Annotated in this window: 21 protein-coding genes and 1 pseudogene; 12 read left to right on the top strand and 10 right to left on the bottom strand. The window is 60.6% G+C overall.

Translation table 11 applies throughout. The features are described from left to right. Positions 1-121 precede the first annotated feature (121 nt). Positions 122-289: pseudogene (locus MRBLSP13_RS00005) on the top strand (integrase core domain-containing protein); the annotation flags it as partial. Between the two features lie 195 nt (positions 290-484). Here the strand turns inward: MRBLSP13_RS00005 and MRBLSP13_RS00010 are convergent. Further along, positions 485-640, bottom strand: a complete 156-nt coding sequence (locus MRBLSP13_RS00010) for a hypothetical protein (protein WP_363735916.1) — start codon at positions 638-640, stop codon at positions 485-487. Positions 641-817: 177 nt separating this feature from the next. On the opposite strand from MRBLSP13_RS00010, the gene MRBLSP13_RS00015 reads away from it, so the two are divergent. Continuing rightward, positions 818-3,256: a TonB-dependent receptor gene (locus tag MRBLSP13_RS00015; RefSeq protein WP_363751899.1), complete on the top strand. Its 2,439-nt coding sequence runs from the start codon at positions 818-820 to the stop codon at positions 3,254-3,256. A gap of 735 nt (positions 3,257-3,991) precedes the next feature. Then, positions 3,992-5,887 carry a potassium transporter Kup gene (locus tag MRBLSP13_RS00020; RefSeq protein WP_363736862.1) on the top strand — a complete coding sequence of 632 codons (1,896 nt, stop codon included), beginning with the start codon at positions 3,992-3,994 and terminating at the stop codon, positions 5,885-5,887. Positions 5,888-5,920: 33 nt separating this feature from the next. Here MRBLSP13_RS00020 and MRBLSP13_RS00025 read toward each other — a convergent pair whose 3' ends face one another. The 4 genes from MRBLSP13_RS00025 to MRBLSP13_RS00040 all read right to left on the bottom strand — a co-directional run bounded on the left by MRBLSP13_RS00025 (position 5,921) and on the right by MRBLSP13_RS00040 (position 11,675). Then, on the bottom strand, positions 5,921-6,619 hold the full coding sequence (locus MRBLSP13_RS00025) for a response regulator transcription factor (protein WP_363751901.1): 699 nt from the start codon (positions 6,617-6,619) through the stop codon (positions 5,921-5,923). Further along, on the bottom strand, positions 6,616-9,282 hold the full coding sequence (locus MRBLSP13_RS00030; protein ID WP_363751904.1) for a sensor histidine kinase KdpD: 2,667 nt from the start codon (positions 9,280-9,282) through the stop codon (positions 6,616-6,618). The genes MRBLSP13_RS00025 and MRBLSP13_RS00030 overlap by 4 nt, the downstream gene beginning before the upstream one ends. Before the next feature lie 293 nt (positions 9,283-9,575). Then, a complete protein-coding gene (locus MRBLSP13_RS00035; RefSeq protein ID WP_363751907.1) occupies positions 9,576-10,373 on the bottom strand; it encodes an amidohydrolase family protein in 798 nt (265 codons plus the stop codon). Between the two features lie 18 nt (positions 10,374-10,391). After that, positions 10,392-11,675: a Rieske 2Fe-2S domain-containing protein gene (locus MRBLSP13_RS00040; protein ID WP_363751909.1), complete on the bottom strand. Its 1,284-nt coding sequence runs from the start codon at positions 11,673-11,675 to the stop codon at positions 10,392-10,394. A gap of 67 nt (positions 11,676-11,742) precedes the next feature. Between MRBLSP13_RS00040 and MRBLSP13_RS00045 the strand changes: the two genes are divergently transcribed. Beyond that, complete coding sequence (locus MRBLSP13_RS00045) at positions 11,743-12,045, top strand: hypothetical protein (protein WP_363735922.1); 303 nt, start codon at positions 11,743-11,745, stop codon at positions 12,043-12,045. Positions 12,046-12,073: 28 nt separating this feature from the next. Here the strand turns inward: MRBLSP13_RS00045 and MRBLSP13_RS00050 are convergent, their stop codons facing one another. Next, positions 12,074-12,739: a GntR family transcriptional regulator gene (locus MRBLSP13_RS00050; protein WP_363735923.1), complete on the bottom strand. Its 666-nt coding sequence runs from the start codon at positions 12,737-12,739 to the stop codon at positions 12,074-12,076. Positions 12,740-12,909: 170 nt separating this feature from the next. Here MRBLSP13_RS00050 and MRBLSP13_RS00055 point away from each other — a divergent pair, with 170 nt between their 5' ends. The 6 genes from MRBLSP13_RS00055 to MRBLSP13_RS00080 all read left to right on the top strand — a co-directional run bounded on the left by MRBLSP13_RS00055 (position 12,910) and on the right by MRBLSP13_RS00080 (position 18,155). After that, positions 12,910-13,932: an amidohydrolase family protein gene (locus MRBLSP13_RS00055; RefSeq protein WP_363735924.1), complete on the top strand. Its 1,023-nt coding sequence runs from the start codon at positions 12,910-12,912 to the stop codon at positions 13,930-13,932. A gap of 3 nt (positions 13,933-13,935) precedes the next feature. Beyond that, positions 13,936-14,928 (top strand): protocatechuate 3,4-dioxygenase, encoded by a 993-nt coding sequence (locus MRBLSP13_RS00060; protein ID WP_363751914.1) that lies wholly within the window; start codon positions 13,936-13,938, stop codon positions 14,926-14,928. A gap of 13 nt (positions 14,929-14,941) precedes the next feature. Continuing rightward, a complete protein-coding gene (locus tag MRBLSP13_RS00065; protein ID WP_363751917.1) occupies positions 14,942-15,619 on the top strand; it encodes an RraA family protein in 678 nt (225 codons plus the stop codon). Beyond that, positions 15,616-16,299, top strand: a complete 684-nt coding sequence (locus MRBLSP13_RS00070) for an RraA family protein (protein ID WP_363751920.1) — start codon at positions 15,616-15,618, stop codon at positions 16,297-16,299. The genes MRBLSP13_RS00065 and MRBLSP13_RS00070 overlap by 4 nt, the downstream gene beginning before the upstream one ends. Continuing rightward, positions 16,300-16,584 carry a YciI family protein gene (locus MRBLSP13_RS00075; RefSeq protein WP_363751923.1) on the top strand — a complete coding sequence of 95 codons (285 nt, stop codon included), beginning with the start codon at positions 16,300-16,302 and terminating at the stop codon, positions 16,582-16,584. It begins immediately after the preceding gene. A gap of 272 nt (positions 16,585-16,856) precedes the next feature. Next, positions 16,857-18,155: an MFS transporter gene (locus MRBLSP13_RS00080; RefSeq protein ID WP_363751926.1), complete on the top strand. Its 1,299-nt coding sequence runs from the start codon at positions 16,857-16,859 to the stop codon at positions 18,153-18,155. 443 nt (positions 18,156-18,598) lie between these two features. On the opposite strand, the gene MRBLSP13_RS00085 is transcribed toward MRBLSP13_RS00080, so the two are convergent. The 3 genes from MRBLSP13_RS00085 to MRBLSP13_RS00095 form a co-directional block, all read right to left on the bottom strand. After that, positions 18,599-19,288: a hypothetical protein gene (locus tag MRBLSP13_RS00085; protein ID WP_363751928.1), complete on the bottom strand. Its 690-nt coding sequence runs from the start codon at positions 19,286-19,288 to the stop codon at positions 18,599-18,601. Positions 19,289-19,370: 82 nt separating this feature from the next. Next, on the bottom strand, positions 19,371-20,984 hold the full coding sequence (locus MRBLSP13_RS00090; RefSeq protein WP_363751931.1) for an FAD-dependent oxidoreductase: 1,614 nt from the start codon (positions 20,982-20,984) through the stop codon (positions 19,371-19,373). Between the two features lie 37 nt (positions 20,985-21,021). Next, positions 21,022-21,303: a hypothetical protein gene (locus tag MRBLSP13_RS00095; protein ID WP_363735932.1), complete on the bottom strand. Its 282-nt coding sequence runs from the start codon at positions 21,301-21,303 to the stop codon at positions 21,022-21,024. Positions 21,304-21,594: 291 nt separating this feature from the next. Here MRBLSP13_RS00095 and MRBLSP13_RS00100 point away from each other — a divergent pair, with 291 nt between their 5' ends. Continuing rightward, entirely contained in the window at positions 21,595-22,254 is a 660-nt protein-coding gene (locus MRBLSP13_RS00100) for a 4-carboxy-4-hydroxy-2-oxoadipate aldolase/oxaloacetate decarboxylase (RefSeq protein ID WP_363735934.1), read from the top strand. Positions 22,255-22,390: 136 nt separating this feature from the next. Then, positions 22,391-23,278, top strand: coding sequence for an amidohydrolase family protein (locus tag MRBLSP13_RS00105; protein WP_363735935.1), 888 nt, complete (start codon positions 22,391-22,393; stop codon positions 23,276-23,278). 148 nt (positions 23,279-23,426) lie between these two features. Here the strand turns inward: MRBLSP13_RS00105 and MRBLSP13_RS00110 are convergent, their stop codons facing one another. Continuing rightward, positions 23,427-24,704, bottom strand: coding sequence for an MFS transporter (locus MRBLSP13_RS00110; protein ID WP_363735936.1), 1,278 nt, complete (start codon positions 24,702-24,704; stop codon positions 23,427-23,429). Between the last annotated feature and the right edge of the window lie 181 nt (positions 24,705-24,885).

Here is a 24,885-nt window from a genome sequence, read left to right on the forward strand (position 1 = left end):
GATCGCTTCCATCGCCACCTTCGCCTTGAACTCGGCGCTGTAGCGCTTTCTCGTCGTCTTCATTCCCGTCCATTCCTTCAGGTCGGGATGAGCTTATCACCCTGTCCGAATTGCCGACACCACCTCACTGATCGAAGCCTGGCGGCGGCATTATAACACCGTGCGCTCGCACAGCAGTCTTGGATACCAGCCACCGGCCCCGGAAACGGCGACACCGCCATATCCGGCCTCCGGTTCCGCTTCGCTCCACCTCCACCCGGATATGGCGGCGATGGGCTTAATCCACTAACACTCCGATCGGTCCACTCGGTGGGGGCAGATCAAGGAATGCCGGAAAATCCCCTTGCGAACCTGGGGGCATCCACACACGATCCCGCGTGATCCGTTGCACAGACCTGGAAGCTCCGCTTCGCCAGATCGATCGCCAAGATGTATGCTTCTGCCATCCGCTCCTCCTTCGTGCACCAAATCGGCGCAATCAGCATCATACGATGCCGGGCGAAGGAGGCATCCACAGCATCAGTTCATAAGGAACGCTATTGCGGATCACGCGCGGCGCTTTGTCGCTCTTGTTGATGAGGTTTCGTGATGGTGCAAATATATCCCAGGCCAGAACCACGCCTGCGGCAAGGGCTGACATTACCCGTTCCAACGAGCCCTGGTCGTTCCGCTCAGCACCGGCCGATGGCACTGCAAGCCTTGTGTAGTGGCACTCCTGGCGTAGCAGGAGCGCGCAATCGTCCTAGACTTGGCTATATCGGAGGATGCCGGGCACCTGCATCGCGACATCAAGAGCGCAAACGAACGGGGCACGGAAATGAACAAGCATCAATACTTGCATAATGGTGTGATGATGGGGGTTGCCTTTGCCGGCCTGCTGGTGGCGATACCTGCGCGCGCTCAGGCGCCGCAGCAAGACGCGCCACCGAAAAGGGATGAGGCACAAGGACCGAGCGAGATCGTAGTTACCGCCACCCGCCAGGCGCAGGTCGCTTCACGCGTTCCAATCAGCATCAGCGCTTATTCCCAAGAGTCGATGGATGTTCGCGGCATCAAATCCTTGGCCGACGTAGCGCGTTTCACCCCTGGGATTCGTTTCGGGCGAAGCGCGGGAGGTGCAAGCAACAACATCAGCATCCGCGGCATCGCGTCAGACGCGGGGGCAGGTACGACCGGCATCTACATAGACGACACTCCAATTCAGATACGCGGATTGGGCTTCAGTTCCGACAATACATTGCCTGCCATCTTTGATCTCGAGCGTGTCGAAGTGCTCCGCGGGCCGCAAGGGACGTTGTTCGGCGCCGGGTCGGAAGGCGGTACGGTGCGCTTCATCACGCCGCAGCCCAATCTTGATCATTTTCAGACCTATGATCGGGCAGAGATCGCTGCCGTTGCGCATGGCGGTGTCAACTGGGAAACCGGCGCAGCGATTGGCGGACCGATCGTTCCCCAGAAACTGGGCTTCCGGATCAGCGCCTGGCACCGGCGTGACGCCGGCTACATTGATCATGTCGACAACCAAACCGGGATCGTTGATGACAAGAACATCAATCAGGGCGATGTCACTGTGCTGCGGGGCGCTCTTACCTATGCGCCGGACGACGACCTCAAGATCACGCTCGGTATCACCTACCAGAAGCGTGTTACAAACGCATCTGACAATTTCTTTGTTGGCATTTCTGATCCGGGGAATGGGGTTTTCCACACCAGCACTCCGGAATATCGGGGGAGTTCCGACCGCTGGTATCAACCCTCGCTGAACATCCAGTACAACACCGGTGGAGTCTCGATTACATCGATCAGCTCATATTTTCAGCGTATGAACCGCACCGGTTACAGCGGCACGCTGTACAATCTTTCCTATTACCAGAAATGCTATCTGGATGGTTGCGGGTTTCAAAGCACTGGCCCCGGCGGCAGCACCGATGCCCATCCCGGCCCACTCTACCCTTTCCTGACGCCGACCGGCATCGATAAGAGATTGCCCTACTATCTTAGCCCATCGCACGTCACCAATACACAGCGGCTCGTGACGCAAGAACTTCGCCTGCAATCGTCGGATCCGAACGCACGTCTGAACTGGGTAGTCGGCCTTTTCTACCAGCACAGCCGCCAACGCAGCACGGACGAGCTGGTCGATCCACTCGGCAATAGCTTCTTCAATGCAGTGTTCGGCCAAAGCCTCGAAGACTTTTTCAGCTATCCGCTCTATGGACAGGACAGCTACATCAACAATTCGGTCGCCACGGAAAGCCAGATCGCCGGTTTCGCCAATGTCACCTATGGGATCACCGAAAAGCTCAAGATCGTCGCCGGCGGCCGTTACGCCGAGTCCAAATTCTCAGTGGTCAATTTCGCCGATGGCTCGCAAAATGGTTCGCGGACTGAAGGCTCCGGCAGGAAAACCGACAGGCCCTTTACGCCAAAGCTTGGCGTGAACTATCAGGCCGACCGGAACAACCTGTTCTACGCCAGCTGGTCCAAGGGATTTCGCGCCGCCGGCGCCAATCCGCCGATCCCGGTCACTCCGTGCGCAGACGATCTTGCTGCGCTTGGTCTGAACTCTGCTCCAGGCGCCTACAAATCCGACAAGGTTACGAGTTGGGAGCTTGGTTCGAAGAACAAGTTTTTCGGAGGAAAGGTCCAGATTGAAGCGTCGGCGTACACTTCGAACTGGAGCAACATCCAGCAAATAGTCAACCTGCCGACCTGCGCCCTGCGCTTCATCGCCAACCTTGGCACTGCGCGCAGCCGCGGGTTCGATCTTCAGGCTTCGCTCTCGCCGCTGCGGGGCGTGACACTGGACCTGGCGGCCGGATACACCGATACGCATTTCACGCAGGATGCGCGGTTGGCGTCGCAAGGTCAGATCGTGGTGCTGAACGGCGACGCAATCGAAGGTCCGCCTTGGACATTGAGCGTCGGCGGGCGGTATGAATTTGGAATTGGCGGCGTCGATGCCTTCCTCCGCGGCGATCTTCAGTATCAAAGCCGGCTGCGACGTCCGATACCCCAACGCGATCCTGCTAGCGCCAGCTATGACCCCGGTCTGATCGCCCCCGCGGCCACTACGTTCGTCAGTCTGCGTGCGGGCGCGCTTGTACATGGCGCGGATATATCGCTGTTCGTGGACAATCTGCTCGATAGCGCCCCCCGTCTGGCCCTTGCTCATCAAGATAGCAGCACGCTGCTTTTCGAGAATGCGACATTCCGCCCGCGTACCATAGGTATTACCGTGACGTACCGCCGGTAGCAGCGTCTGTCGCCGATGATCGCACAGCTCGATGGTCAGCGCAGCTGACCGGACGCGCGCTGATGGATCAAGCACAGCAGCGGCCGGTCGGTGTCGCGGTTGGCCATCGGAAATCTCGCATGGATTTGGGCTGCGAAGCCCAAGCTGTGGATGACACGGAGAAAACGGAAGTGCAGGCGTCGCTGGTACAGAGTGCCGACAGGCGGTTTTCTAAGGATGATCGGCTTTGTCGTGCAGTGGCTGACGCGACTTTGGGTTGGCGGACCCCTGGCTGGACCAGCGTGCTGAAAGTTTCACCGGCTGCCACAGCCGTGGTCCCATGATAGTCAGAGCCGCGCCTGCGCATCCGCTCAGAAACAAGAGAGCGGCGAGTGCGATTTCTGCAGCGTTCATCTCCGTGCCCGGAGTGCCCAGGACCAGCCGATGTAGCAGGCCTTCCTCTGGCCAGGTGGAGATCAACAGGACCAAGCCAGCCAGCCTCACTCCGATTTTCGCTGCCCCATGTTCATACCAGCGCGTCATTTCGGCATTCTCCTTCGGGGAGAATGTCCAATTGCGCATTTCGGCGTAGATTATCGAGAGCGAAAGGCCGCGCTCTGCGTTTAAATTCCATAGGATCCGACAGGATTTTCGTGCATTCCTACGCGAATCCTATGCTGATCGAATAAAGTTCCACTGGAAATATAATGTGGCTCCATGCAATGGGCGGCCGGGAAACAGCGGGTGACGGTGCGGATGACGGATCGAGCGGGTGAGGGGGTGGGCCACGGCCATCCGCAAGAGAAGCTGCCGCTTCTGGCGCTGGGTGCGCTGGGCGTGGTTTTCGGCGATATCGGCACATCACCGCTTTATGCCTTGAAGGAGAGCTTTGTCGGCCACCATCCGCTGGCCGTGGACCCCGCCCATATCTATGGAGTCCTGTCTCTGATGTTCTGGACCATGACGCTGATTGTCACGGTCAAATATGTGTTCATCATCATGCGTGCCGACAATCACGGGGAGGGCGGCAGCATGGCTTTGCTCGCGCTGATCTCGCGCAAGCTGGGGGAGAGCCGGTGGACTCCGACGATCGCCATATTGGGCGTGCTGGCGGCAGCCTTGTTCTACGGCGACGCGATCATCACCCCCGCCGTATCGGTTCTCTCTGCGGTGGAAGGATTGGAGACCGTGAATGACGGTTTCACGCCCTTCGTTCTTCCTGCCGCGATCGTTATCCTGATCGGGCTGTTCCTGATCCAGAAGCATGGCACGGCGCGGGTGGGGGCGCTGTTCGGACCGATCATGGCCGTTTATTTCCTGGTCCTGGCCGGGCTCGGCATTCTCAACATCATTCGCCATCCGGCGATTGTCGCGATCGTCAACCCGATGTGGGCCATCCATTTCTTTGTACTGGATGCAAAGCTCGCCTTTCTCGCGCTCGGGTCGGTCGTGCTCGCGGTGACGGGAGCGGAGGCGCTCTATGCCGATATGGGTCATTTCGGACGCAAGGCGATCAGCATAGCATGGCTCTACGCCGCCTTTCCCTGCCTGCTGCTCAACTATATGGGCCAGGGCGCGCTGCTGCTCGACCTCCCGGAGGCGGCGGAAAATCCCTTCTTCCTGCTTGCGCCGGAATGGGCGCGCCTGCCGCTCGTGATATTGGCCACACTCGCTACGGTGATTGCCAGCCAGGCCGTGATTTCCGGCGCCTTCTCGGTCACTCAACAGGCGGTGCAGCTAGGCTTCCTGCCTCGCCTCAAGATCGCGCATACCAGCGCCTCGGCGGCGGGACAGATCTATGTGCCGCTGGTCAATTGGGCGCTGCTGTTCCTGGTCGTGCTGCTGGTGCTGGGCTTTCGGTCTTCGAGTAATCTCGCGGCGGCTTATGGTATTGCCGTTACGGGGACCATGGTCATAACCACCTGCATGATGGCCGTGCTGACCTTCAGCGTCTGGCGCTGGAACCGGCTGATCGCCACGGGCGTAACGGGGCTGTTCCTGGTGGTGGACGGCGCCTATTTCCTGTCGAATGCGACCAAGATTCCCGATGGAGGCTGGTTCCCGCTGCTGGTGGCGGCCGTGGTGTTCATCGCCCTTACGACATGGTCGACAGGACGGAAGATCATGAACTTCTATCTGCTCGAAGGCGCGATGGATGTCGAACTGTTCATCCAGTCTGTTTCCGGCTCCCTGAAGCGTGTGCCGGGCACGGCGATCTTCCTCAATTCCCGCATAGAGGGGGTGCCGCCGGCGCTGCTCCATAATGTGAAGCATAACAAGATACTGCATGAGCGCGTGATCATCCTGACCGTGCGAACGGAAGGGGTGCCGCACCTGCCGCTCACCGGCCGGTCGGAAGTGACGGATCTGGGCGCGGGCTTCTATCGCGTGATGTTGCGCCATGGTTTCATGGAAGAGGTCGACATACCCGCCGCGATGAAAGCGGTCGAAGGTTGCGGCGGACCGATCGCCGTCAGCCAGACCAGCTATTTCCTCAGCCGCCAGACATTGATCCCATCGGAGAAGCCCGGCATGGCCATTTGGCGCGAGAAGCTGTTCGCCTGGATGATGCGCAATGCGGTGACGCCGATGGATTTCTTCAAATTGCCCACCAACCGCGTGGTGGAACTGGGATCGCAGGTCGAGATCTGAACGCTGCGCTTCGGCGGCTCAGTGCGGGAGCGCTTAACCGCCATCGCCCTCCTTCAGCCGGTAGCCTATTCCCAGTTCATTGGCGATGATGCGCGGTCGTTGGGGGTCATCCTCCAGCTTCTGCCGCAGAGTGCGCACCAGAACGCGCAGATATTCAACATGATGCGCATGTTCGTGCGGCCACACATGGGCCATGATCTGCTGATGGGTGATCACCCGCCCGGGATATTTGGCCAGTTGCGCCAGCACGCCATATTCCTTTGGCGTCAGATGCACTTCCTGTCCCTCCTTCGTCACGATCCGCGCCATCAGGTCGATCATGACATTTCCCGCGCGGACTGCCGAAACGCCACCATCCTTGGTCATCCGATTGCGGAGCGCCACGCGCACGCGCGCGAGCATCTCGTCCGTGTCGAAAGGTTTGGTGAGATAATCGTCCGCGCCCAGATCAAGCGCCGCGACCTTCTGTTCGGTCGCGTCCCGTGCCGAGATGACGATCAGGCTGGTGTCCGAGTCCCTCTTGATGAGCGGCACCAGTTCCAGCCCGTCCCGATCGGGCAGGCCCAGATCAAGCAGGCTGATGTCCGGTCGCTCCTCCCGCAGTTTCTCGAGCGCTTCCCGGGCATTGGCTGCTTCCACCGTCGCATAGTCGGCGCGGGCCAGGGCGGCATGGATCAGGCGGCGGATCTGCGGTTCATCGTCGATGATGAGAACCTTGTGGCGGGTCGTCATAATATGTCCTCATCGGGAAGCGGAGACAGGATCAGCGTCTGTGGAAAGCGGAGGGTGAAACAGGCCCCTGTCGGGTCGCCCCGGTTTGCCGCGGAGACGCCAAGACCCATGGCTTCTGCAAAGCCCTTGACGATGGCGAGGCCAAGGCCGGTACCGTGCTTCGCCCGATCAGATCCCTCCATGCGGGTGAAGGTGTCGAACACCCGAGCCTCACTGCCCGGCGGAATTCCGGGGCCTTCATCGATCACCGAAAGGGTGATCGCATCATGCAGGCGCTGCCCCCTGATGATCACGGGCGTGTCAGGATCGGCGTAGCGCCCCGCATTGTCGAGCAGGTTGATGAGGATATGGTGCAATAGCGTCGGATCGACCCGGACCAAGGGAATATCGGGCAGGATATCCACCTTAACCTCATGCCCTGCAAGCGATTGGCGCGTGTCATGTACGGCGCCCGCCACTGCATCGAACAGGTCGATCGGCTCGATCTTCAGCGGCAACGCGCCGGCTTCGACGCGCGCCATGTCCAGCAGGTTGGCGACAAAGCGGGTCAGTCGCTGGGCTTCCGCCTCCACCGTGTCGGCAAGATCGGAGGGGTGCTGGCGCTTCAACTCGTGAATGGCCGAGATGATGGTGGTGAGGGGGGTGCGCAGGTCATGGCTCACGGAGGAAAGCAGGGCCGAACGCAGCCGGTCCCGTTCCCGGATCTGGCGCGCGTCGAGCATCTCCTCCTCCAGCGCCATGCGATCGAACGCGATCGAGGCCTGGTCCAGCAAGCTCATGAGCAGTGGCAACTGATCGGATCGCAGGGGTTCCCCGGCATCCTCCCGCGCCAGCCCCAGCACGCCGAGCACCCCGCGTGTCGTCCGCAAGGGATGAAACAGCCAGTCCGATGCCGTCAGCGTCGATGATCCGCGTCCCGCGGGCTGCTCATTGTCCATCGCCCATTGGGCGGCCGCCTTCTCGATCTGCTCCAACCGATCCTCGGGCGGCACGGCGGCTCGCAGCTGTGGCCCATCGGGGGAAGGAAGGAGGAGGACCGTGCGCACATCGAACAGCCGTCCGACCTCGCCGCATATGGCGTGCATCAACTCATCCTGGCTGGCAGCGGCCGTGAGTTGCCGGGAGAAGCCGGCGAGCGCTGCATTTTGCCGCGCGCTGCCATGCGCCAGATCCGCCTGGGCGCGAACGCGCGCGGCGAACTGGCTGGTGACGATGGCGACGCCCAGCAGGACGAGGATGGAAATGACATTTTCCGGATTGCTGACCGTCAGCGTGCCGGTCGGCGGGAGGAAGAAGAAATTATAGGCCAGGCTGGACAGCAGCCCGGCGAACAGTCCGGCACGCAGGCCGAAGCTGGCGGCGGCGAACATCACAGGCACCAGATAGAGCAGGGCGATGTTGCCAAGCGCAATGGTCTGGACCAGCAGGCGCCCGACGGCGGTCATCATCGCGATCATCGCCGTCGACCAGAGATAGTCGGAGGGCTTGCCCCAGGGACTCGTGGCAGCGCGCCGGGTACGGCGATGGTGGGCCGTTTCTTCGCCGGGCAGCACATGGACTGCGACATCGCCCATATTGCGCACCAGCCGATCGACCACTGACCCGTGGCGCAGTTCGAACCACCAGCTGCGGCTTGCCTTTCCAATCACGATCTGGGTGGCGCGTGCGTCTGTCGCATATTGACGCAGTCCTTCCACGACACTGGAGGCCGGGATGGTCGCGGTCGTTGCCCCCAGGCGCGACGCCAACGCCATGGTGTCCGCCAGATGAGCGCGTTCCTCCGCCGTGAAGGCAAGGCTGCGCTGGGTTTCGATGTGGACAGCGGTCCACGGGGCCCTCAGGGCATCTGCCAGTCGCTTGGCAGCGCGCACAAGGCCCTGTGCGCTTGGCAGTTCGCTGATCGCGACGACGATGCGCTCGCCCGCCGCGAAGCTGCCAGCCAGCGCATGGGCCCGCACATAGTCCAGCATTTGGGCATCGACAGCCTGCGCGGCGCGGCGCAGCGCCATCTCTCGCAGCGCCGTCAGATTGGATTTGGAAAAGAAATGGTTGAGCGCCCGGCTGGCCTCCGCCGGAATATAGACCTTGCCCTCCTTCAAACGCTCGATCAGTTCGTCGGGCGGGATGTCGACCACCTCGATCTCGGCCGTTTCAAGGATTGAATCGGGCACAGTTTCCCGCACACGGACACGGGTGAAGGACGCGACGATGTCGTTCAGGCTCTCGACATGCTGGATGTTGACGGTCGAATAGACATCGATGCCGGCATCGAGCAACTCCTCGACATCCTGATAGCGTTTGGGATGGCGGCTGCCCGGTGCATTGCTGTGAGCGAGTTCGTCGACCAGCACCAGAGCGGGATGGCGGGCGAGGATGGCGTCGAGGTCCATTTCGGTCAGGCCATGGCCCTGATGATCGACTTCGCGCCGGGGGATGACCTCATGCCCATGGAGCAGGGCCTCGGTTTCGTGCCGGCCGTGAGTTTCGACCACGCCAACCGCAACATCGACGCCGGCCTTCAGCCGTTGCATGCCGTCGGTGAGCATTTCATAGGTCTTGCCCACACCCGGTGCCGCGCCGAGAAATATCTTGAGACGGCCGCGACCCTCCTGCGCTGCTTGACGCAGAAAGATTTCGGGATCGCGGCGCTCCGGGTCACTCATTCTGTCACAGTGAGGTGTCTGCAGCCGCGGGAAGGTTTCCGGTCGGAACCCAGGGAAATCCATGGATTGCTTCAGCATGGCCCGATTGGTTTAGGTGATCAAGCGAAATCGCGGGTAAGATCCCGATAAAGACGGTCCGTCTACTGATTGTTGTCGCTGCGCCAATCGCACATGCGCCGGGCAGAGCCGCAGAAGAAAGCGAACCGTAACCGTTGCTGCCTTCAATGGTTTAAGCCCGGCCCGGTCGTCAGACGGCGCCAGAGGATCCTGTGATGCCAGATCCCTGTTTCGCCTCAATCTCGGAAAAACACTCGCCGGGCGGTTTCGCCGAATATGGACCGGAGCGTCGATGCCGGATGGTGGCCAAGGCTAAGGCGCGTCCATTCCAGCGCGTTGGCATAGCCTTCCCGTGACGCAACCGGGGGGAAATCGCTGCCCCACATGATACGCCGTTCCGAAAAGGCGGTAATGATATGGTCGATGAAAGCCGTGACGCCGTCCATCTGCAACGGCATGGCGATCCGGGGGTCCAGTTCGGCCATACGGGGCGCAAGTTGACCCAGTCCGGGCAGTTTCAGATGCAGGTTGGGATATTGGGCAAGTTCAAGAACGGCCTCCGCCATCTTGCTCCGGTCGCCCACATCGGGCCGCGCGAGGCCGCCGAGATGTTCCAGCACGATGGGGACGCCGGGAAGCGCCTTCACCAGCGCCGTGAAATCGGGACTGGTGAAGTCCGCTGCCTTGCCCACGCAGCTTATGGGAAGCCGCAGTTCCTCCAGGCAACGCCAGAGCGCCAGGGGATCCGTGCCCGGCGAGCGTCCACCGGGACGCAGGCGCACCCCGGCAAGGCCGGCATCGGCCGCACGCCTGATGTTTTCGCATGCGTCGTCCCGTTCAATGCGCACGCCGCCGACGACGACGAAGCGGCCAGGATATCGCCGTGCGGCTTTCAGCATATACTCATGTTCGAAGTCGCCCAGCATCTGGACGAGCACCGCCGCATCGACCGCGTTGCGATCCATGGCATCCAGCAGCGTCTCTACCGGCTCATACCATTTGTCGCTGGCATGGCAGTGGCTGTCTACGATCATGACGTTATTGCGTCCGGGTCAGGCCGCACTGGATGTCTGCGGCTTCAACTCCTCCGGCAGTGGCAGGACATCGCGCCAGCCTTGTTCTGACGGATAGGTGAAGGTTTCGGCTGTCACCCGCGACCAGTCGAGCGTCGTCGTCGCCGCTTCGGGAGCGGAGCCATTGACGGCCAGCTCACGGGCGGCGCGCAGCATCAGCCTGCGCCATCCCACGACCGCTATGTCCGACCGGCCCAGATGTTCCTTCGTGCGGTCGAGTATCCTCCCCTGGGTTTCGCTCACCGCATGATCCTGCGTCATGATGCCCTTGATACCCGAAAAATTGCTGCTTTTCATCGCTTCCCGGTCCTGATTGTACCAGTTGTCGATGTTCACCAGCTTGCGGAAATGCTCGTCATGCCAGTGGCCGCCTTCCTCTATGCGATGCGGCACGTCGATCGCGAAATTATCGTCGAAGAACCACTGGATATGCCAGGTCGAATAATCGTCGCGCGGCACGAAGGCGTTGACCAGCCGGCGATCGCGGCGAAAGGCGGGCGCCTTGCCGCCATCGGGGGGAATGAACGTCCAGAAGGGCAGGACAACCTGCGTCACGCGCGCGTGACGAAGCCCCTCGTCATTACGGATAGCGCAATAGCGAAGGCCATAATTGGTATAATCGATCTCGAGCCGTGGGCGGAGATCCTTTTCATGGGGATATTTTGCTTCCTGCGACCAGGGGTTTTCGCGATGCAGCACGCCGGCATGGGCGGAATCGACCGTGCCTTCCACCGCCTGGGCATAATTGCAGTCTTCCAGCAGCTTGAAGGGGACGGAATGGCCTCCCGTCATTGAAAGCCAGGGGAAATCGGGGAAGGGGGGCTTTTCTTCCGCCGGGCCCATATAAGCCCAGATCATCCCGCCCGCGACATGGGTGGCATAGGCCTTGGCGCGCATCGCCTTGGCCAGGGTTGCGCCTTCCGGTTCGGCGGGCGTGTCGACGCACTGGCCGTTCACGTCGAATTTCCAGCCATGGTACAGGCAACGCAGGCCGCAATCCTCATTCGCGCCCAGCGCCAGTGAGGAGCGGCGGTGGGGACAATGTTCCTCCAACAGGCCTATGCGGCCCAAACTGTCCCGAAACGCAACCAGATCCTCCCCCAGCAGCCGGATGCGCACGGGAGTTCCATCATTATCGGGAAGTTCGCTTTCAAGAAGGGCCGGCAGCCAGAAACGGCGCATTAAATTGCCCATGGCCGTTCCCGGGCCAACGCGAACCAGAATCTCATTATCTTCTCGAGAAAGCACTGCGCAACTCCACATTGCTATACAATTATGAATTCTATATAGAAGGTTTTTGGCATTGTCACGCGAATTGGAGTGTGGGCGGATGGATTTGGACGATGCGATGGATGTTCTGGGATTTGACAACGCCACATTGGCATTGATCGCGCAGCGGCTGGAGGCGTCGCGAAGGGACGAGCATCTCATCTACAGAGAGGCCGAACTGGACGAGGTGTGGCGGCTGATCGACCTGCGGCTTGCTGATCGCGCCCATCTTTCCGATGCAGAAATAGGCAGGCTGACGCGTCTGCGGGAGATCGTCAACGAAGCCCATGACCTGGTCGGCGTGGCGTATCAACCCGCGGCGGCCGCGCGCAAGCTGCGGCACGCCGTCGAGAATGAAATATGATTTTCCGGGTCTGGCGGCCGTTTACGGCCTAGAGGTCCCTGGAGGCGAGCATCTCGATGACGAGGCGCTCAAATCCCTGTCGGCGCGCACGCCTCTCATTTATGAGCTTGGGGCGGTTCTGTTCCGCCAGTGCGGCGACCAGGCTATGCTTGTTCACGATGTCGCGCTCTTCGCTGACCCGGCGCGGCAGAGGCAACAATACCCTGTACCTGTCCGTGAGCATCCACAGTCGCATCGCTTCCCGCACGATGATTTTGCGTGGCGACAGATTGAAGATCATCCGGTGGAATTCGCGATGTTGCTCCCACCATTCCGTACGGTTTCCGGCATCGAGCAGGCCCTCTAGCTCGTGGGCGCGCTCGTCCAATTCCTTCAGTTGCGCCTCGTCGGGCCATGCGACGGATGTGAGCAGTTCATCCTCGATAAGGTGCCGCATGACGAACAACTGTTCCGCCTCGTCCCGCGACAGGGGCGTGACGAAAAAGCCCCGATTGGGGTCATGTTCGACTATGCCCTCGGAACTCAGCAGTTTGAGTGCCTCGCGTACAGGAACCCGGCTTGCCTGGAACCGCTCCGCAAGTTCGGTCTGGCCGAGCCGCATGCCAGGCGCCAAAATTCCGCGCGCAACAAGTGCCCTGACCTGCGCGGCAATATGGCTTGGAACCCCGCTCCCATCCGCCTGAGCCGCTTTCATTCGATTTGCCTCAATCTGACTGACACAATTGAATGATCACCTACTCCACCAATTCCGCGCTGGAAAGCCGCTTTTGTAAAGGACCAGCGGAAAAGGGCGGAAAACGGTCCGAATGGTGCCATTGACGGCTACTAAAAGATTGTTATACAAAAATGCATCCAAATCCATTAATGGGGACGGCCTTGATTATCGATTGCCATGGGCATGTTAGCGCCCCTGCCGAATTGTGGGTCTATAAATCCATGCTCCTTTCCCATCGGGGAGAGCATGGTCGAGCCTTTCCCGAATTGAGCGATGAGGAGATTTTGTCGCACACCAACCGGAAGGAAATGGCGCCCTGCGGCCATCTGGACATGCTGGATCGGGTTGGCACCGACTATCAGTTGCTGAGCCCGCGTCCCTTCCAGATGATGCATTCGGAAAAGCCCGCCAAGCTGGTCCATTGGTTCACCGAGGAAACCAACAATATCATCGCGCGGCAGTCGCGACTGATGCCCGATCGCTTCGCGCCGGTCGCCGGCCTGCCTCAGATTGCCGGTGAACCGGTCGAGGTCGTGCTGCCGGAACTGGAAAGATGCGTGTCCCGCCTGGGCTTCAAGGGGTGCCTGCTGAACCCCGACCCGTTCGAAAATAGCGGGGTAGAGCCGCCCGCCATGGGCGACCGCTACTGGTATCCTCTTTATGAGAAATTATGCGAACTGGACGTTCCGGCGCATATCCATTCGGCCGGATCCCGTTCGGCGCGGGCGCCTTATACGCTCAACTTCCTTCTGGAAGAGACGATGGCCGTATATGGCCTGCTGGAATCCAATGTGTTCAAGGATTTCCCGAACCTCAAGATCGTTGTCAGCCATGGGGGTGGGGCCATTCCCTATCATATCGGTCGATTCCGTTCGTCGGCCGCGCGCCGCGGCTTTGAATTCCTCGATACCATGCGGTATCTTTATTATGACACGGTCCTTTATTCGGAAGAGGCGCTGCGCCTGCTGATCAAGACCGTAGGCGCCGACCGTTGCCTGTTTGGTGCGGAATGCCCAGGCGTGGGTTCGGCGATCAATCCGGATACGGGCAGGACCTTCGACGATATCCGTCCCTGTATCGAAAGTTTCGACTGGCTGTCCCAGGACGAGAAGTCGGCAATTTTCGAGGGGAATGCGCGCGCGCTGTTCAAGCTGGATCGGGTGGAGAACTGAGCCATGGCGAAAATAGTGCTGGGTATTGGCACCAGCCATGGTCCGATGCTGGTGACGGAGACGGAAGTCTGGGGAGCCCGTGTGCCGGCGGACAAGGTCAATCGCCATGCATGGCAGGGGCAGAGCTGGACCTTCGACGAACTGGTCGCCGCGCGCCGTGACGAAGGACTGCGCGAACAGATCACGCAGGAGGCATGGGATATGCGCCAGCGGCTTTGCCAGGCGGCGATTGAGGAACTGGCCGACCGGTTCGAGGAGGCCAGGATTGATGTCGCCGTCGTGATCGGTAACGACCAGATGGAAATATTCGACGAACGGCTGATTCCCGCTTTCGGCGTTCATTATGGCGACACCATCACCAATCATGAATTTTCGCCCGATCGGATGGCCAAGCTGCCGCCTGGCATTGCGGAATCGGTGCCTGGCTATATTCCGGCGGGCGGCGCCGACTATCCGGGCCATCCGGAACTGGCGAGAGCCATCATTGCGCAGGCGATGCAGGACGAATTCGACGTCGCGGCAATGAAGGCCCTGCCGAAGCCGGAAACACCCCACGCCTATGGCTTCGTCTGTCGCCGCCTGATGCGCGACAGGCCAGTGCCGATGGTGATGGTGACGGTCAACACCTTTTACCCCCCCAATCAGCCGACCGTGAAACGATGCCATGCGTTCGGCAAGTCGGTGCTGAAGGCGATCGCCAACTGGAATAGCGATGCGCGGGTGGCCGTCATCGCGTCGGGAGGACTGACCCATTTCGTGATCGACGAAAATGTGGACCGCATCTTCCTCGACGCGCTGCGTTCCGCCGACATGTCACAGGTCGAGGCGCTGGGGGAGGCGATCTTCCAGGACGGAACATCGGAAATGAAGAACTGGGTGCCCGTCGCTGCCGTGATGGCTGACCTGGGCTTGGCGCCGCACGTCGTGGATTATGTGCCTTGCTACCGCAGCGAGGCCGGCACCGGCAATGCGATGGGCTTCGTCTACTGGGATTAAGGACTGAAAACATATGAGTGCAAATTCCTCCGATCCCCTGCTGCGGCGTTTGCGGCGACTGGATGTATGCGCAGTCTCGGACGCGCTCGACCGGCTGAAACTGGGTGGGCAGGTGACCGGCCTGCGCCAGGAATCGGGCGACCGGCGCATAGCCGGCCGAGCGATCACCGTCCTGCTGGGCACCGGCAGCCCGCCGCCCGGACCGCCGCGTCACCTCTGTACGGCGGCCATCGAGCAATCGGATGACGAAACCGTCATCGTCGTTGAGCAGCGTTCGGGTGTGGAGGCAGGTTGCTGGGGCGGTCTGCTGACGCTGGGAGCCATGCAACGGAATGTCGCGGGTGTCGTCGCCGATGGCCCGGTGCGCGATATTGACGAGGCGCGCGGCTATGATTTTCCGATCTTCACCAATCGCCTGACATCCCTGACGGCGCGTGGGCGCGTGGTGGAAAAGGACACGAACGTACCGGTCCGCATAGGGGATGTGACCGTGAATGCCCGAGACTATGTGATCGCGGATCGCAGTGCGGTGATCTTCATTGCTGTCGAGAATATCGAAGCCGTTCTGGAAGCAGCCGAGGAAATCGTTGCCAAGGAAGCAGCCATGTCCAAGGCCATACTCGCGGGCGGTCGCCTCAGTGACGTGCTGGGCGGGAACTATGAACATATGCTCGATGAGGCGCGCAAATGACCGAAGACAGAAATATTGTCCGCGCGGCAAAGCTGGATACCGCGACCGTCAGTGACGCGCTGGACAAGCTGGGCATCGTTGGCCAATGCTACCAGATCCAGGGGCGCGATCCGACGTTTCGCATGGCGGGCCGGGCCTTCACGATGCGCTGCGGCCCAGCCGCCAACCCGCCGGGGACGGTTGGCGACTATATTGACGATGTGCCGGCAGGCAGCGTCGTGGTCATCGACAATGGCGGCCGCGAAGATGCCACCATATGGGGCGATATACTGACGGAAATTGCGCATCGCCGAGGGCTCGCGGGGACACTGATCGACGGTATCAGCCGTGATGTGGCGCTATGCCGAAAGCTTGGCTATCCGGTCTTCAGCCGTGGCCACTGGATGCGTACAGGCAAGGACCGCGTGCAGGTGGAGCAAATGGATTGCGTCGTCACGATCGGCGGCGCGCGCGTTGCCCCCGGTGACATCCTGTTGGGAGATGCGGATGGCGTAATCGTCATCCCGCGCGAGCACGAAGACGGGGTGCTGGACGCTGCCGAAACGATCCATGAGGCAGAAGAGCAGATCAGGGCGGCCGTGCGCAATGGAACGAGGCTGGACGAAGCGCGGCGGCAATTTCGTTACCATCAGCTCCAGACGCGCAGCGAAAAGGCTTTCCACCCGTCAACGGAGAGATGAATGCCACATTTCCTCATCGAATATGGCCAAAAGGGCAGCGACGAAGATCGCGAGCGGCATCGTGCGGATCATATCGCCTACCGGAAGGGGGAAGGCGATCGCCTGGTCATGGCGGGCGCTCTGTTGGACGAGGCAGGCGCGGGAGCGGGTAGCGTCGTCCTGTATGAAGCCGACACATTGGCTGAAGCGACCCGCTTTGCCGAGGGCGATCCCATGATGATCCACAATATATTCACGCTGTCATCGGTCAGGCCATTCCGAGTTGCGGCCATCAAGGCGCCTTGATTGATTAGCAGGAAGCCGGTTGAATCGATCTTCCTATATTCGGCGCCGGGAACATGTCGATCCAATAATGACCGAATTTTCGGAATAAGAATTCCTCTCATTACAAGATAAAAATCAAATAACATTACTGATTACAATTTTGGAATGCCCACAGCGGCAGGCATCGCGATTGCGGTTTCTCGCAATCAGATAGCCAATATAGTTTCCAGCGTAGGGAGAGATCGATGGGCGGCGAACGTGATGCCCCAAATCCGGTCAACTTGACTGAGTTCATGGATTCGACGTCCTGGACGCTTCAGCAGAAACTGGTGCTGGCTCTTGGCGCTCTGGCCTTCATGATGGATGGTTGCGCGAACCAGATATTGGGCGTCGCCATCCCTGCAATATTGGCCGAATGGCAGATATCCAAGGCGGCCATGGCGCCGGTGGCCGCAATCGGCCTGGCGGGCATCACCTTTGGCGCAATATGCGGCGGGCTCATCGCTGACCGCATCGGCCGACGCTGGACGCTGATCATGGCCCTGCTGCTGTTCGGCATCTCCACCATGGGTGCGGTGCTGGCGCCCGATCCATTTACGCTGGCGATCGTCCGCTTCTTCGACGGCCTCGGCCTGGGCGCGGCCATTCCCAGCGGCGCGGCGATGCTGACGGAAACGAGTCCGCCGCGTCGGCGTGCCATCGCCATCGCGATCGGCATGGCTTTCATCCCCTTTGGCGGATTTCTGGCGGGCGTGCTCGGCGGCCTGATGCTGCCGGTCTTTGGTTGGAGAAGTCTGTTCCTGCTGGTCGGCGCTGCGGCCATCGTCACGTCGCTGCTTTTCGTCCTTTGCATGCCCGAAAGCCCGTTCTTCCTCGCTCTCCGGCCTGAACGGGAGAGGGAGTTGAATAAGGTCATGCGGCGGCTCAAAGGGCCGATCGCCTCGTCCAGCCGCTTCTTCGATGTCGCTCCTACGTACGAGCGGCGAAAATTTTCAGCCCTGTTTGCAGGCCGGTTGCGGCTGGAGACGATTTCCGTTTGGCTGGGCTTCTTCTTCTGCCTGCTGGCGACCTATTCGCTGTTCAGTTGGTTGCCGACACTGCTGCATGGCCGCGGCTTCGGGGTGGCGTCGACCAGCTTCATCATGGGATCCTTCAACGGCGGCGCGACATTTGGCGGCCTGTTGAGCGGGCTGCTTATCCAGCGCCATGGCGTTCGTTTGCCCTTGATGGCCATGACAGCCATTGCTTCCGGCATCGCCCTGTTGTTGTGCGCGCTGCCACTGGATCCGGCTTTTCCGGCCCCCATCCTGCTCATCTTCACGTTGCTCGGGCTGCTGCTGGCCGGCGTGCATAACGGCTTCTACACGCTGTCAGCGCTCATCTACCCGTCCGAATTGCGAGCCACCGGAATTGGCGCGGCGGCAGCATTTGGCCGGGTTGGCGCGATCGCCAGTTCCTTCACCAGCGTCATCGCGATGAATTTCGAGGGGGGAGCCGCTTATTTCGGCCTGATCGCGCTGGCCCTGATCGCGGCTGTGTGGAGCGTGAAGATGGTCAAGCTGCCGGCGGGCGCGCCGCTGCTCGCGCGCTGAAGCGATTTGCCAGCGATCCGAACTGATCGGGGAAGACATCGCGGAACGGAGAATCCCGAACGCAGATCTGATCTTTATCGACAAGGATCAGAGAGGAGCGGTCGATCAGATTTCAGGACCATCAATTAATAACGGCCCATGAAGGAGATCATGGACCGTTATTACCTGTCTGGTGCTTTTGATAAAGCACTGGCCTCCACATTGTGTGCAGTCAATATGAAGGCCAGTGCTTCTCCGGATCAACTGGACCGGAATTGAGCAACCAGCGTCTGTATATGGTCAAGGAGGAGGCCATATCAGGGATCGTCGTGAAATCGATGATCCGGGCTTTGTGCTCTCCTGCTGGTTATGCCCTTTCATGCAGTCATGCAAATATAAAATACAATCGATTGCAAAAATTATCGGAATGTTTGCCCGTCCAGGATGTGGCCGGGTCGCTACGGTTATTCCGTTTCGGCGATGTGTCCGATCGATGGGCTTCCGTCCCTCTGCGGATAACCGTCCTGCAATGGCGGGGCATGCTTCAACAGGGGAGGGGCTGGTTCGGTCCTGGCGGCCAGGAACGGTCGATAATAACCGAAATAGCCCAGTAGCGTCAGTCCATTGACGATGATTTCTGCCGGACCTGTAAATATCGTCCGGATAGTGTGCGAAATGAACGTGTTCAGGTAGAATATCGTCATGCTGGTCGGAACTTCGAGCACGAGCGCCAGCGGCACGAACCGGTTGAACAGCAACATCAGTCCGATGAAGCCTTCCAGCGTCTTTATGGCTGGAAATATGCCCATTTTTTCGAGCATGTCGATGAACTCGAAGGAAAGAGAGGCAGTCATCATCGGCTGCATGTCGGTGAACCAGTAGCGCAGCGACGTCCAGATAAGATGGGCGGCGTAATAGAGCCGCAGCGCAGTGATCGCATGATGGATGGCCGGCCGGCTGCCGGTCTCGCGGCGCGCCAGCACGAAGGCGCCGATCACGCCGAAGATGATCGGGAAACCGTACAGGAAAAACGTGCTGACCCCGGACATAAGCGCAAATGCCAGGCCCGCGAGCAGGGCGACTATCGCCCCAGTCCATAGCAGCTGCACCTCGCGCGGCGAATAGGAGTTCGCCGTGGTGATCTTTTCCGTCATGATTTTGCCTTTCGCCCCAAGCTTGCGGATTGCATTACCGTCTCCCGGCGTCTTATGTTGATGTTGCCGCGTTTCGCAGGCCTTACTCGTCTTCCGAGGTCCACCGGCTTGCGGCGCTGGACGGCGTTGCGGAGGTCTCCACAGGCACCGTCGTCAGGCCTATTTCGCCGTCCGCTTCGCGGTACAGGCAGACGTGCCGGATCCAGTTCGCGTCCGATTCGGGGAAGTCGGTGCGCCCGTGCCCGCTGCGGGTTTCCTCACGTGCCCGCTTGGCGCGGGCCACCAGTTCCGCCGCCAGCGCCAGGTTGGCGGCCTCTTCGGCGGCGAAAATATCCTCCCCGGCAACATTGCTCTCCGCTTCCGCACGGATTGTCGTCAGGCGGGTGATCACATCGTCCAGCCGTTCCCGGTTGGATACGACACCGGCATTTTCCCACATCAATGTCTGGATGACGGGCACGAGCGAAGACGGATCCTTCGTCCCCTTGCGCCGTGAAAGCCGGGTTCGCTCCGCCTCGATCGCGGATTCGTCTATCCCCACGCGCGGATGCGAAACGGCATAGGCGGCCGCACTTCGCCCCGCCAGCATGCCGAAGGTCTGCGTTTCCAGAAAGCCGCAGCCCTGCATCCGGTCGCCGCCGTGCACGCCCCCTGATGCCTCGCCTGCCGCGAACAGGCCCGGCACCGCCGTCGCGGCATTGGCGTCGATCCGCGCCCCGCCCATCGAACGCTGGAACATGAGCGTGATGGGAACGACCTGGCCCGCTTCATATTGGTGGCCCACCGGCGCACGCGAACGGGCGACTTCACCCTCCTCGACATTCCAGACGACCGGACCACGCCCTTCGAAATTCTCGCGGTAAACCGCGCGCGCCATCATGTAGCGCGGCGCACATTCCAGGTTCACGGGGTCGTAACGCTCCATCACGCGCTCGCCCAGGGCGTTGACATATTTGGCGCCGAAAATCGGCCCCGCGGGCGGCGAATCGCGAAATTGGGTAAATTCGACGTCGATGATGGGAGCGCCCGCCTCGAAAGCGAGGCGCCAGGAATCGCCCGTGGTGCGGCAATGATGTTCCTTCACCTCTTCGCACAAAATCGAATAGAGCCGATTGGCGCCGCCCGCAGCCAAAACCACGGACTTGGCGGAAATGACCAGATGGCTGCCATCGGCGCGCACCGCATAGGCGCCTGTCACATGGTCGCCCCGCTTGAGGAGGCGCGTGACCATCATATCTTCCGCCAGCACCACGCCGGCTGCGATCACCGCCTGCCGCAACGGCGCAATGACATTGGCATGAACGCCCTTGCCCAGCCCCTTGGCCTGTAGCGTCCTGCGGACGGAATGGCCCGCCCGCTTGGAAATGAACCAGCTGCCGTCGGGGTTTGCGATGAAGGAAACCCCACGCTTCTCCACATCTTCCGCCAGCGTCCGGCCATGCCGTGCGCACATCGTCACCAGGTCGCGGTCGCATATGCCGCCTGAAGCCTCGACCCAGTCGTCAATGAACAACTGCTCGCTGTCCTGTTCGTCCAGCAGGGGCACGCTGAAGCCGACGAGCGCATGTGGGCTCGATCCGCTTTCGCTGACCCGGCCCTTGTCGACCAACAGGACGGAAACGCCCGCATCGGACGCTTCCAGCGCCGCCCGCGTGGCGGCCGAACCGCCGCCAATGACTAGGACGTCCGTTTCCATTCTTTCCATCACTTCAGCCATCGCACCATTTCAGAAATCAGTCCGCAAATTCAAAGCGATATTCAAAATCGCCGATCTGTTCGATCGCGCGCATGCGTCTTCGGCAAAAATAGCAGGTGAGGATCTCCCCTACCTTCAGATAGTCGCCAAGGCGGTCGGCACTATCCTTGCCGCAACTGGGGCAGCGAAAATCATAGCCGGGCAGGGGGCCGCAATGGCCACCGCCGCAGCAATAGTCGGGTTCAAGTGCAAGTGTGAATTCGGATCCCGGCGATGCTGAACGGGCGTCGGCCAGGTCCGCGGCTTTCTTTTCTGACAAGCTCAGCTCCTCGTAGCCGATGAGATATCTGCATATCTGATCGTTAGGCAATTATTCCAATTGGTCGCATATGGAAAGGGTAATCGACAGCCTTCGTCTGATTTCTCGGTGAGGTGGTGCCATTGGCTGGGTAGCGGTTTTATCGCTTTCGCCTCCCGCCACACCATTCAGAGGCGTGATAGCTGGAAGTTTGACCTGCCCAACAATAATGAATACACGATCGTATCATTATTATGAAGCTGTTCGCTGCCGCAGGCTTGCGGCGCTCGGCCTGTTTGTGGAGGATATTTCATGATCGACCCCAAATCGCGCGTCCTTACCGGGGGTTTCGAGCGGGTGGCCCCCGAAATCGTGGCGCAGGCGCAGGGATTGGCTTCGGCCACCGTGCATGAAGCCGGGGGAAAGATCGGGGTCATGCCGCGTGCGATCAAGCCGGTTCATCCGCATTTCCGACTTTGCGGACCAGCCATGACGGTGCACTGTCCGCCGGGCGACAATCTTTGGCTTCATTACGCCATCTATGCGGCGCAGCCTGGCGATGTCCTGGTGGCCCATTGTTCGGGCCAATATGACCATGGATATTGGGGTGAGGTGATGGCAACGGCGGCCAAGGTGCGCCGACTGGGCGGGCTGGTGCTGGACGGCTGCGTCCGTGACTTCGACCTGCTTGCCGAAGTCGATTTCCCGGTCTTCGCCAGGGGGCTGTGCGTTCGCGGCACGAGCAAGGACCGGCAGGCGATCGGCTGGATCAATGCGCCGACGCTGTTCGATGGACTGGTCGTCCATCCGGGCGACCTGGTGATCGGCGATGCGGACGGAGTGGTCGCCATCCCGCGCGGTCGGGCGGCCGAGGTGGTGGAGGCCAGCCGCCGCCGCGACCTGGATGAGGCGGAGATTTGCAGTCGGCTGCTGCAGGGTGAAACGACGCTCGACATATATTCGCTGGGCTGACGATGAGGGACGCCCTTCGTTCGGGAAGGGCGCGCGCCGGCCGATGGTGCTCGCTTTCCTGGTCAGTTCAGAAATAAATTGCCTATCATAATTGTATTCAATAAAAGGAAAGTCCTTCAGCACAGGGGATTATCCATTGAACGCGATCGTCGATTCGCATGCTCACGTCCTTTCCGGCGATTTCGAAGCATTTCCTACGCTGCCCCTGCCGGAAGAGATGAAGGCGCGCTGCCGGGCGTCCGAATTTTCCGCCGAACGGCTGCTTCAGCAGATGGATGAAAATGGCGTTGGCATGGCGCTGATGGTCCAGCGCCGCCAGGTATATGGTTTTGACAATCATTATATCTGCAGCGCGGCTGCAATTGCCCCGGATCGCCTGTTCCCCGTGGTGGCGATTGATGCCACGAGCGAGAGCCAGGTAGAAGACGCCATATTCTGGCTGGAACGCGGCGCGGTAGGATTCAGGCTGATGCAACGGCCTGGCATGGCCGGAATGGACTGGCTGGGCGGAGAGATGGCTTCGCCCTTGTGGAGGCTGGCGCAGGAGCGGCAGGTTCCGATATGTGTTCACCTGTTTCCGGCGATGCGACCGGAAGGACTTCAACTGCTGGCGCGGCTCGTTGCCGATTATCCAGATGTGCCGGTGGTGATCGATCATCTTTCCAACCAGTCGTACAGCGATCCTCTGGATGGCCCGGACGCGTTGATCGCGCCTTTCGCCGACATGCCGAACATAGCGTTGAAATTCACTGCGATCCCACTTGCGCGCATCGTGGGGGACGGGTTTGATCCCATGGCGATCCTTCAGCGCTTCATCGCCCGGTTCGGCGCCGATCGCCTGATGTGGGGGACCGACATTTCCCAGTCGCCCGGAAGCTATGAGGAGCTGGTGGAACTGGGGCGCAGCGCCGTGGCCGGGTTGTCAGAACCGCATCGCGCGCTTCTGTTGGGTGGCACCGCGGCGCGGATCTATGCGCTCGACAAGGCAGGCAGCAACGTCGACCTGTTGCGCAAGACCGTCTGAAATCTTTCTCGATGCGCCGCAGGAGCGGCGCGATCGCTGCTCCCGTTGCCATTTCCCGACGGCGCCCGCGCATTTTGCCGGCAGGTGCGCCGGGACTGCAGGCGCCCTTGCGGCGATGGTCGCAGCGCGAATTTGGCCAGACGGCGGCTCACGACCGCGCTGGCTGCTCAGGAGGGCGAACGGCGTCGGACGCATAGTCCTGTTGGTTGCGTTCCAGCAGGCGCGCCGAAGCGGGCTGGCGGACACAGTTCCAGATGCACAGCAGCGCCAGCAGCGTTGCCAGGACCGCGCCAAAGATCATGCTGAAATCGGCATTGCCCATCAGGTCGCCGACCGCCGCCATGGCGAGCGGCGCCACCACGGCGCTGACGCAGGTGAAGAATAGGAGGAAGCCCGCGATCGCACCATGCCGCGCGCGATCGAAGCAGTTGATGCCGGTCGAGTTGATCGTCGGATAGAGGACGGACATGAACAGGCCGGTCGCGGGCAGTGCCAGCGCGGCTACACCTCGGCCCAGCAGGACCGAGGCAAGGAACAGCGCCGCCATCGCGCTGCTGCAGATCACCAGCACCACCGTCCAGTCCAGCCGCCTCAGCAGCCAGGAGCCGATGAAACGCCCGGCTGCGCGCAACAGGAAGAAGATCGAGACGACATAGGCCGCCATCCATGCATTCTCGCCGGAATAGCCGCTGAAATAGGTGGGCGCCCAGACATAGATGGCAGCTTCAGCGCCGACATACAGCATCAGCAGCAATGCGAAGAACAGGGCGATCGGGTCGCCGAGCATGCTGAAGGCGCTGCGGGTGTCGGTTTCCTGCACTGCAGACCGGGAATGACGGGGGAAGGGCGTCATGAGCGAGCCGGCGATCAGGATCAGGCACAGCAGGGCAGCGATAATATAGACCCATTTCCATGTCGCGCCGGAAAGCAGCGCGTAGGAAACGATCGCCGGACCGATGATCGCGCCGATGCCGAAAAATCCCTCCACCAGGTTCATCGTCTGGGCATGTTCGCGCGTGGACGTTGAGATGTCGCCGATCAGCGCGAGCGCGCCCGACTTGAAAATGCCGATTCCGAGACCTGAAACGAACAGCATCATGACGAAAAGCCCAAAGCGGCTGCCGGTGGCGACCAGCGCCGAACTGATACAGAACAGGCCCAGGCCCATCAGGATCGTCCATTTACGTCCCATCCGGTCGGCAAGGAAACCGAGCCCGATAGCAGAGAGGCCGATGCCCGACATGGTTGCGTAATGGAAGGATCCGGCCGCGGTCATGCCAAGCTGATATTCGCGGATGATCTGCGGGATGACGGTGCCGACCGAATCGGTCGTCATCGCAAAGGCCGCAAACATCATGAATATCAGTAGCTTCAACGTGGTGGTCGAACCATTGCGTGGCATGGATCCGGCTGTGCGCATTTCCATTTTTCTCTCCCGCGCGCCGTGCCTCCGGCGCCTTCAATTCTTCTTCACGCATGCATTATGAAATCGATTGTGAAAAGGGTTGATATGTGTTTATAGAAAATAGGCGTGGTTATGGCACCGGCGATCTCTGCACCTGTTCCTATCAGACAGAAGTGTGGAGTGACGGAGGGCATGGCCTGCC

The organism is Sphingobium sp. LSP13-1-1.1 (genome assembly GCF_040676415.1).
Classification (GTDB): domain Bacteria; phylum Pseudomonadota; class Alphaproteobacteria; order Sphingomonadales; family Sphingomonadaceae; genus Sphingobium.

What these genes read in the sequence shown, in the direction of transcription:
- MRBLSP13_RS00085 (WP_363751928.1), bottom strand. Translation starts at nt 19,288, where the DNA reads ATGACGGAAAAGATCACCACGGCGAACTCCTATTCGCCGCGCGAGGTG.
- MRBLSP13_RS00045 (WP_363735922.1), top strand. Translation starts at nt 11,743, where the DNA reads ATGGATTTGGACGATGCGATGGATGTTCTGGGATTTGACAACGCCACA.
- MRBLSP13_RS00050 (WP_363735923.1), bottom strand. Translation starts at nt 12,739, where the DNA reads ATGAAAGCGGCTCAGGCGGATGGGAGCGGGGTTCCAAGCCATATTGCC.
- MRBLSP13_RS00065 (WP_363751917.1), top strand. Translation starts at nt 14,942, where the DNA reads ATGAGTGCAAATTCCTCCGATCCCCTGCTGCGGCGTTTGCGGCGACTG.
- MRBLSP13_RS00060 (WP_363751914.1), top strand. Translation starts at nt 13,936, where the DNA reads ATGGCGAAAATAGTGCTGGGTATTGGCACCAGCCATGGTCCGATGCTG.
- MRBLSP13_RS00080 (WP_363751926.1), top strand. Translation starts at nt 16,857, where the DNA reads ATGGATTCGACGTCCTGGACGCTTCAGCAGAAACTGGTGCTGGCTCTT.
- MRBLSP13_RS00035 (WP_363751907.1), bottom strand. Translation starts at nt 10,373, where the DNA reads ATGATCGTAGACAGCCACTGCCATGCCAGCGACAAATGGTATGAGCCG.
- MRBLSP13_RS00010 (WP_363735916.1), bottom strand. Translation starts at nt 640, where the DNA reads ATGTCAGCCCTTGCCGCAGGCGTGGTTCTGGCCTGGGATATATTTGCA.
- MRBLSP13_RS00100 (WP_363735934.1), top strand. Translation starts at nt 21,595, where the DNA reads ATGATCGACCCCAAATCGCGCGTCCTTACCGGGGGTTTCGAGCGGGTG.
- MRBLSP13_RS00020 (WP_363736862.1), top strand. Translation starts at nt 3,992, where the DNA reads ATGACGGATCGAGCGGGTGAGGGGGTGGGCCACGGCCATCCGCAAGAG.
- MRBLSP13_RS00025 (WP_363751901.1), bottom strand. Translation starts at nt 6,619, where the DNA reads ATGACGACCCGCCACAAGGTTCTCATCATCGACGATGAACCGCAGATC.
- MRBLSP13_RS00075 (WP_363751923.1), top strand. Translation starts at nt 16,300, where the DNA reads ATGCCACATTTCCTCATCGAATATGGCCAAAAGGGCAGCGACGAAGAT.
- MRBLSP13_RS00110 (WP_363735936.1), bottom strand. Translation starts at nt 24,704, where the DNA reads ATGGAAATGCGCACAGCCGGATCCATGCCACGCAATGGTTCGACCACC.
- MRBLSP13_RS00015 (WP_363751899.1), top strand. Translation starts at nt 818, where the DNA reads ATGAACAAGCATCAATACTTGCATAATGGTGTGATGATGGGGGTTGCC.
- MRBLSP13_RS00070 (WP_363751920.1), top strand. Translation starts at nt 15,616, where the DNA reads ATGACCGAAGACAGAAATATTGTCCGCGCGGCAAAGCTGGATACCGCG.
- MRBLSP13_RS00090 (WP_363751931.1), bottom strand. Translation starts at nt 20,984, where the DNA reads ATGGAAACGGACGTCCTAGTCATTGGCGGCGGTTCGGCCGCCACGCGG.
- MRBLSP13_RS00055 (WP_363735924.1), top strand. Translation starts at nt 12,910, where the DNA reads ATGGGGACGGCCTTGATTATCGATTGCCATGGGCATGTTAGCGCCCCT.
- MRBLSP13_RS00030 (WP_363751904.1), bottom strand. Translation starts at nt 9,282, where the DNA reads ATGAGTGACCCGGAGCGCCGCGATCCCGAAATCTTTCTGCGTCAAGCA.
- MRBLSP13_RS00040 (WP_363751909.1), bottom strand. Translation starts at nt 11,675, where the DNA reads ATGTGGAGTTGCGCAGTGCTTTCTCGAGAAGATAATGAGATTCTGGTT.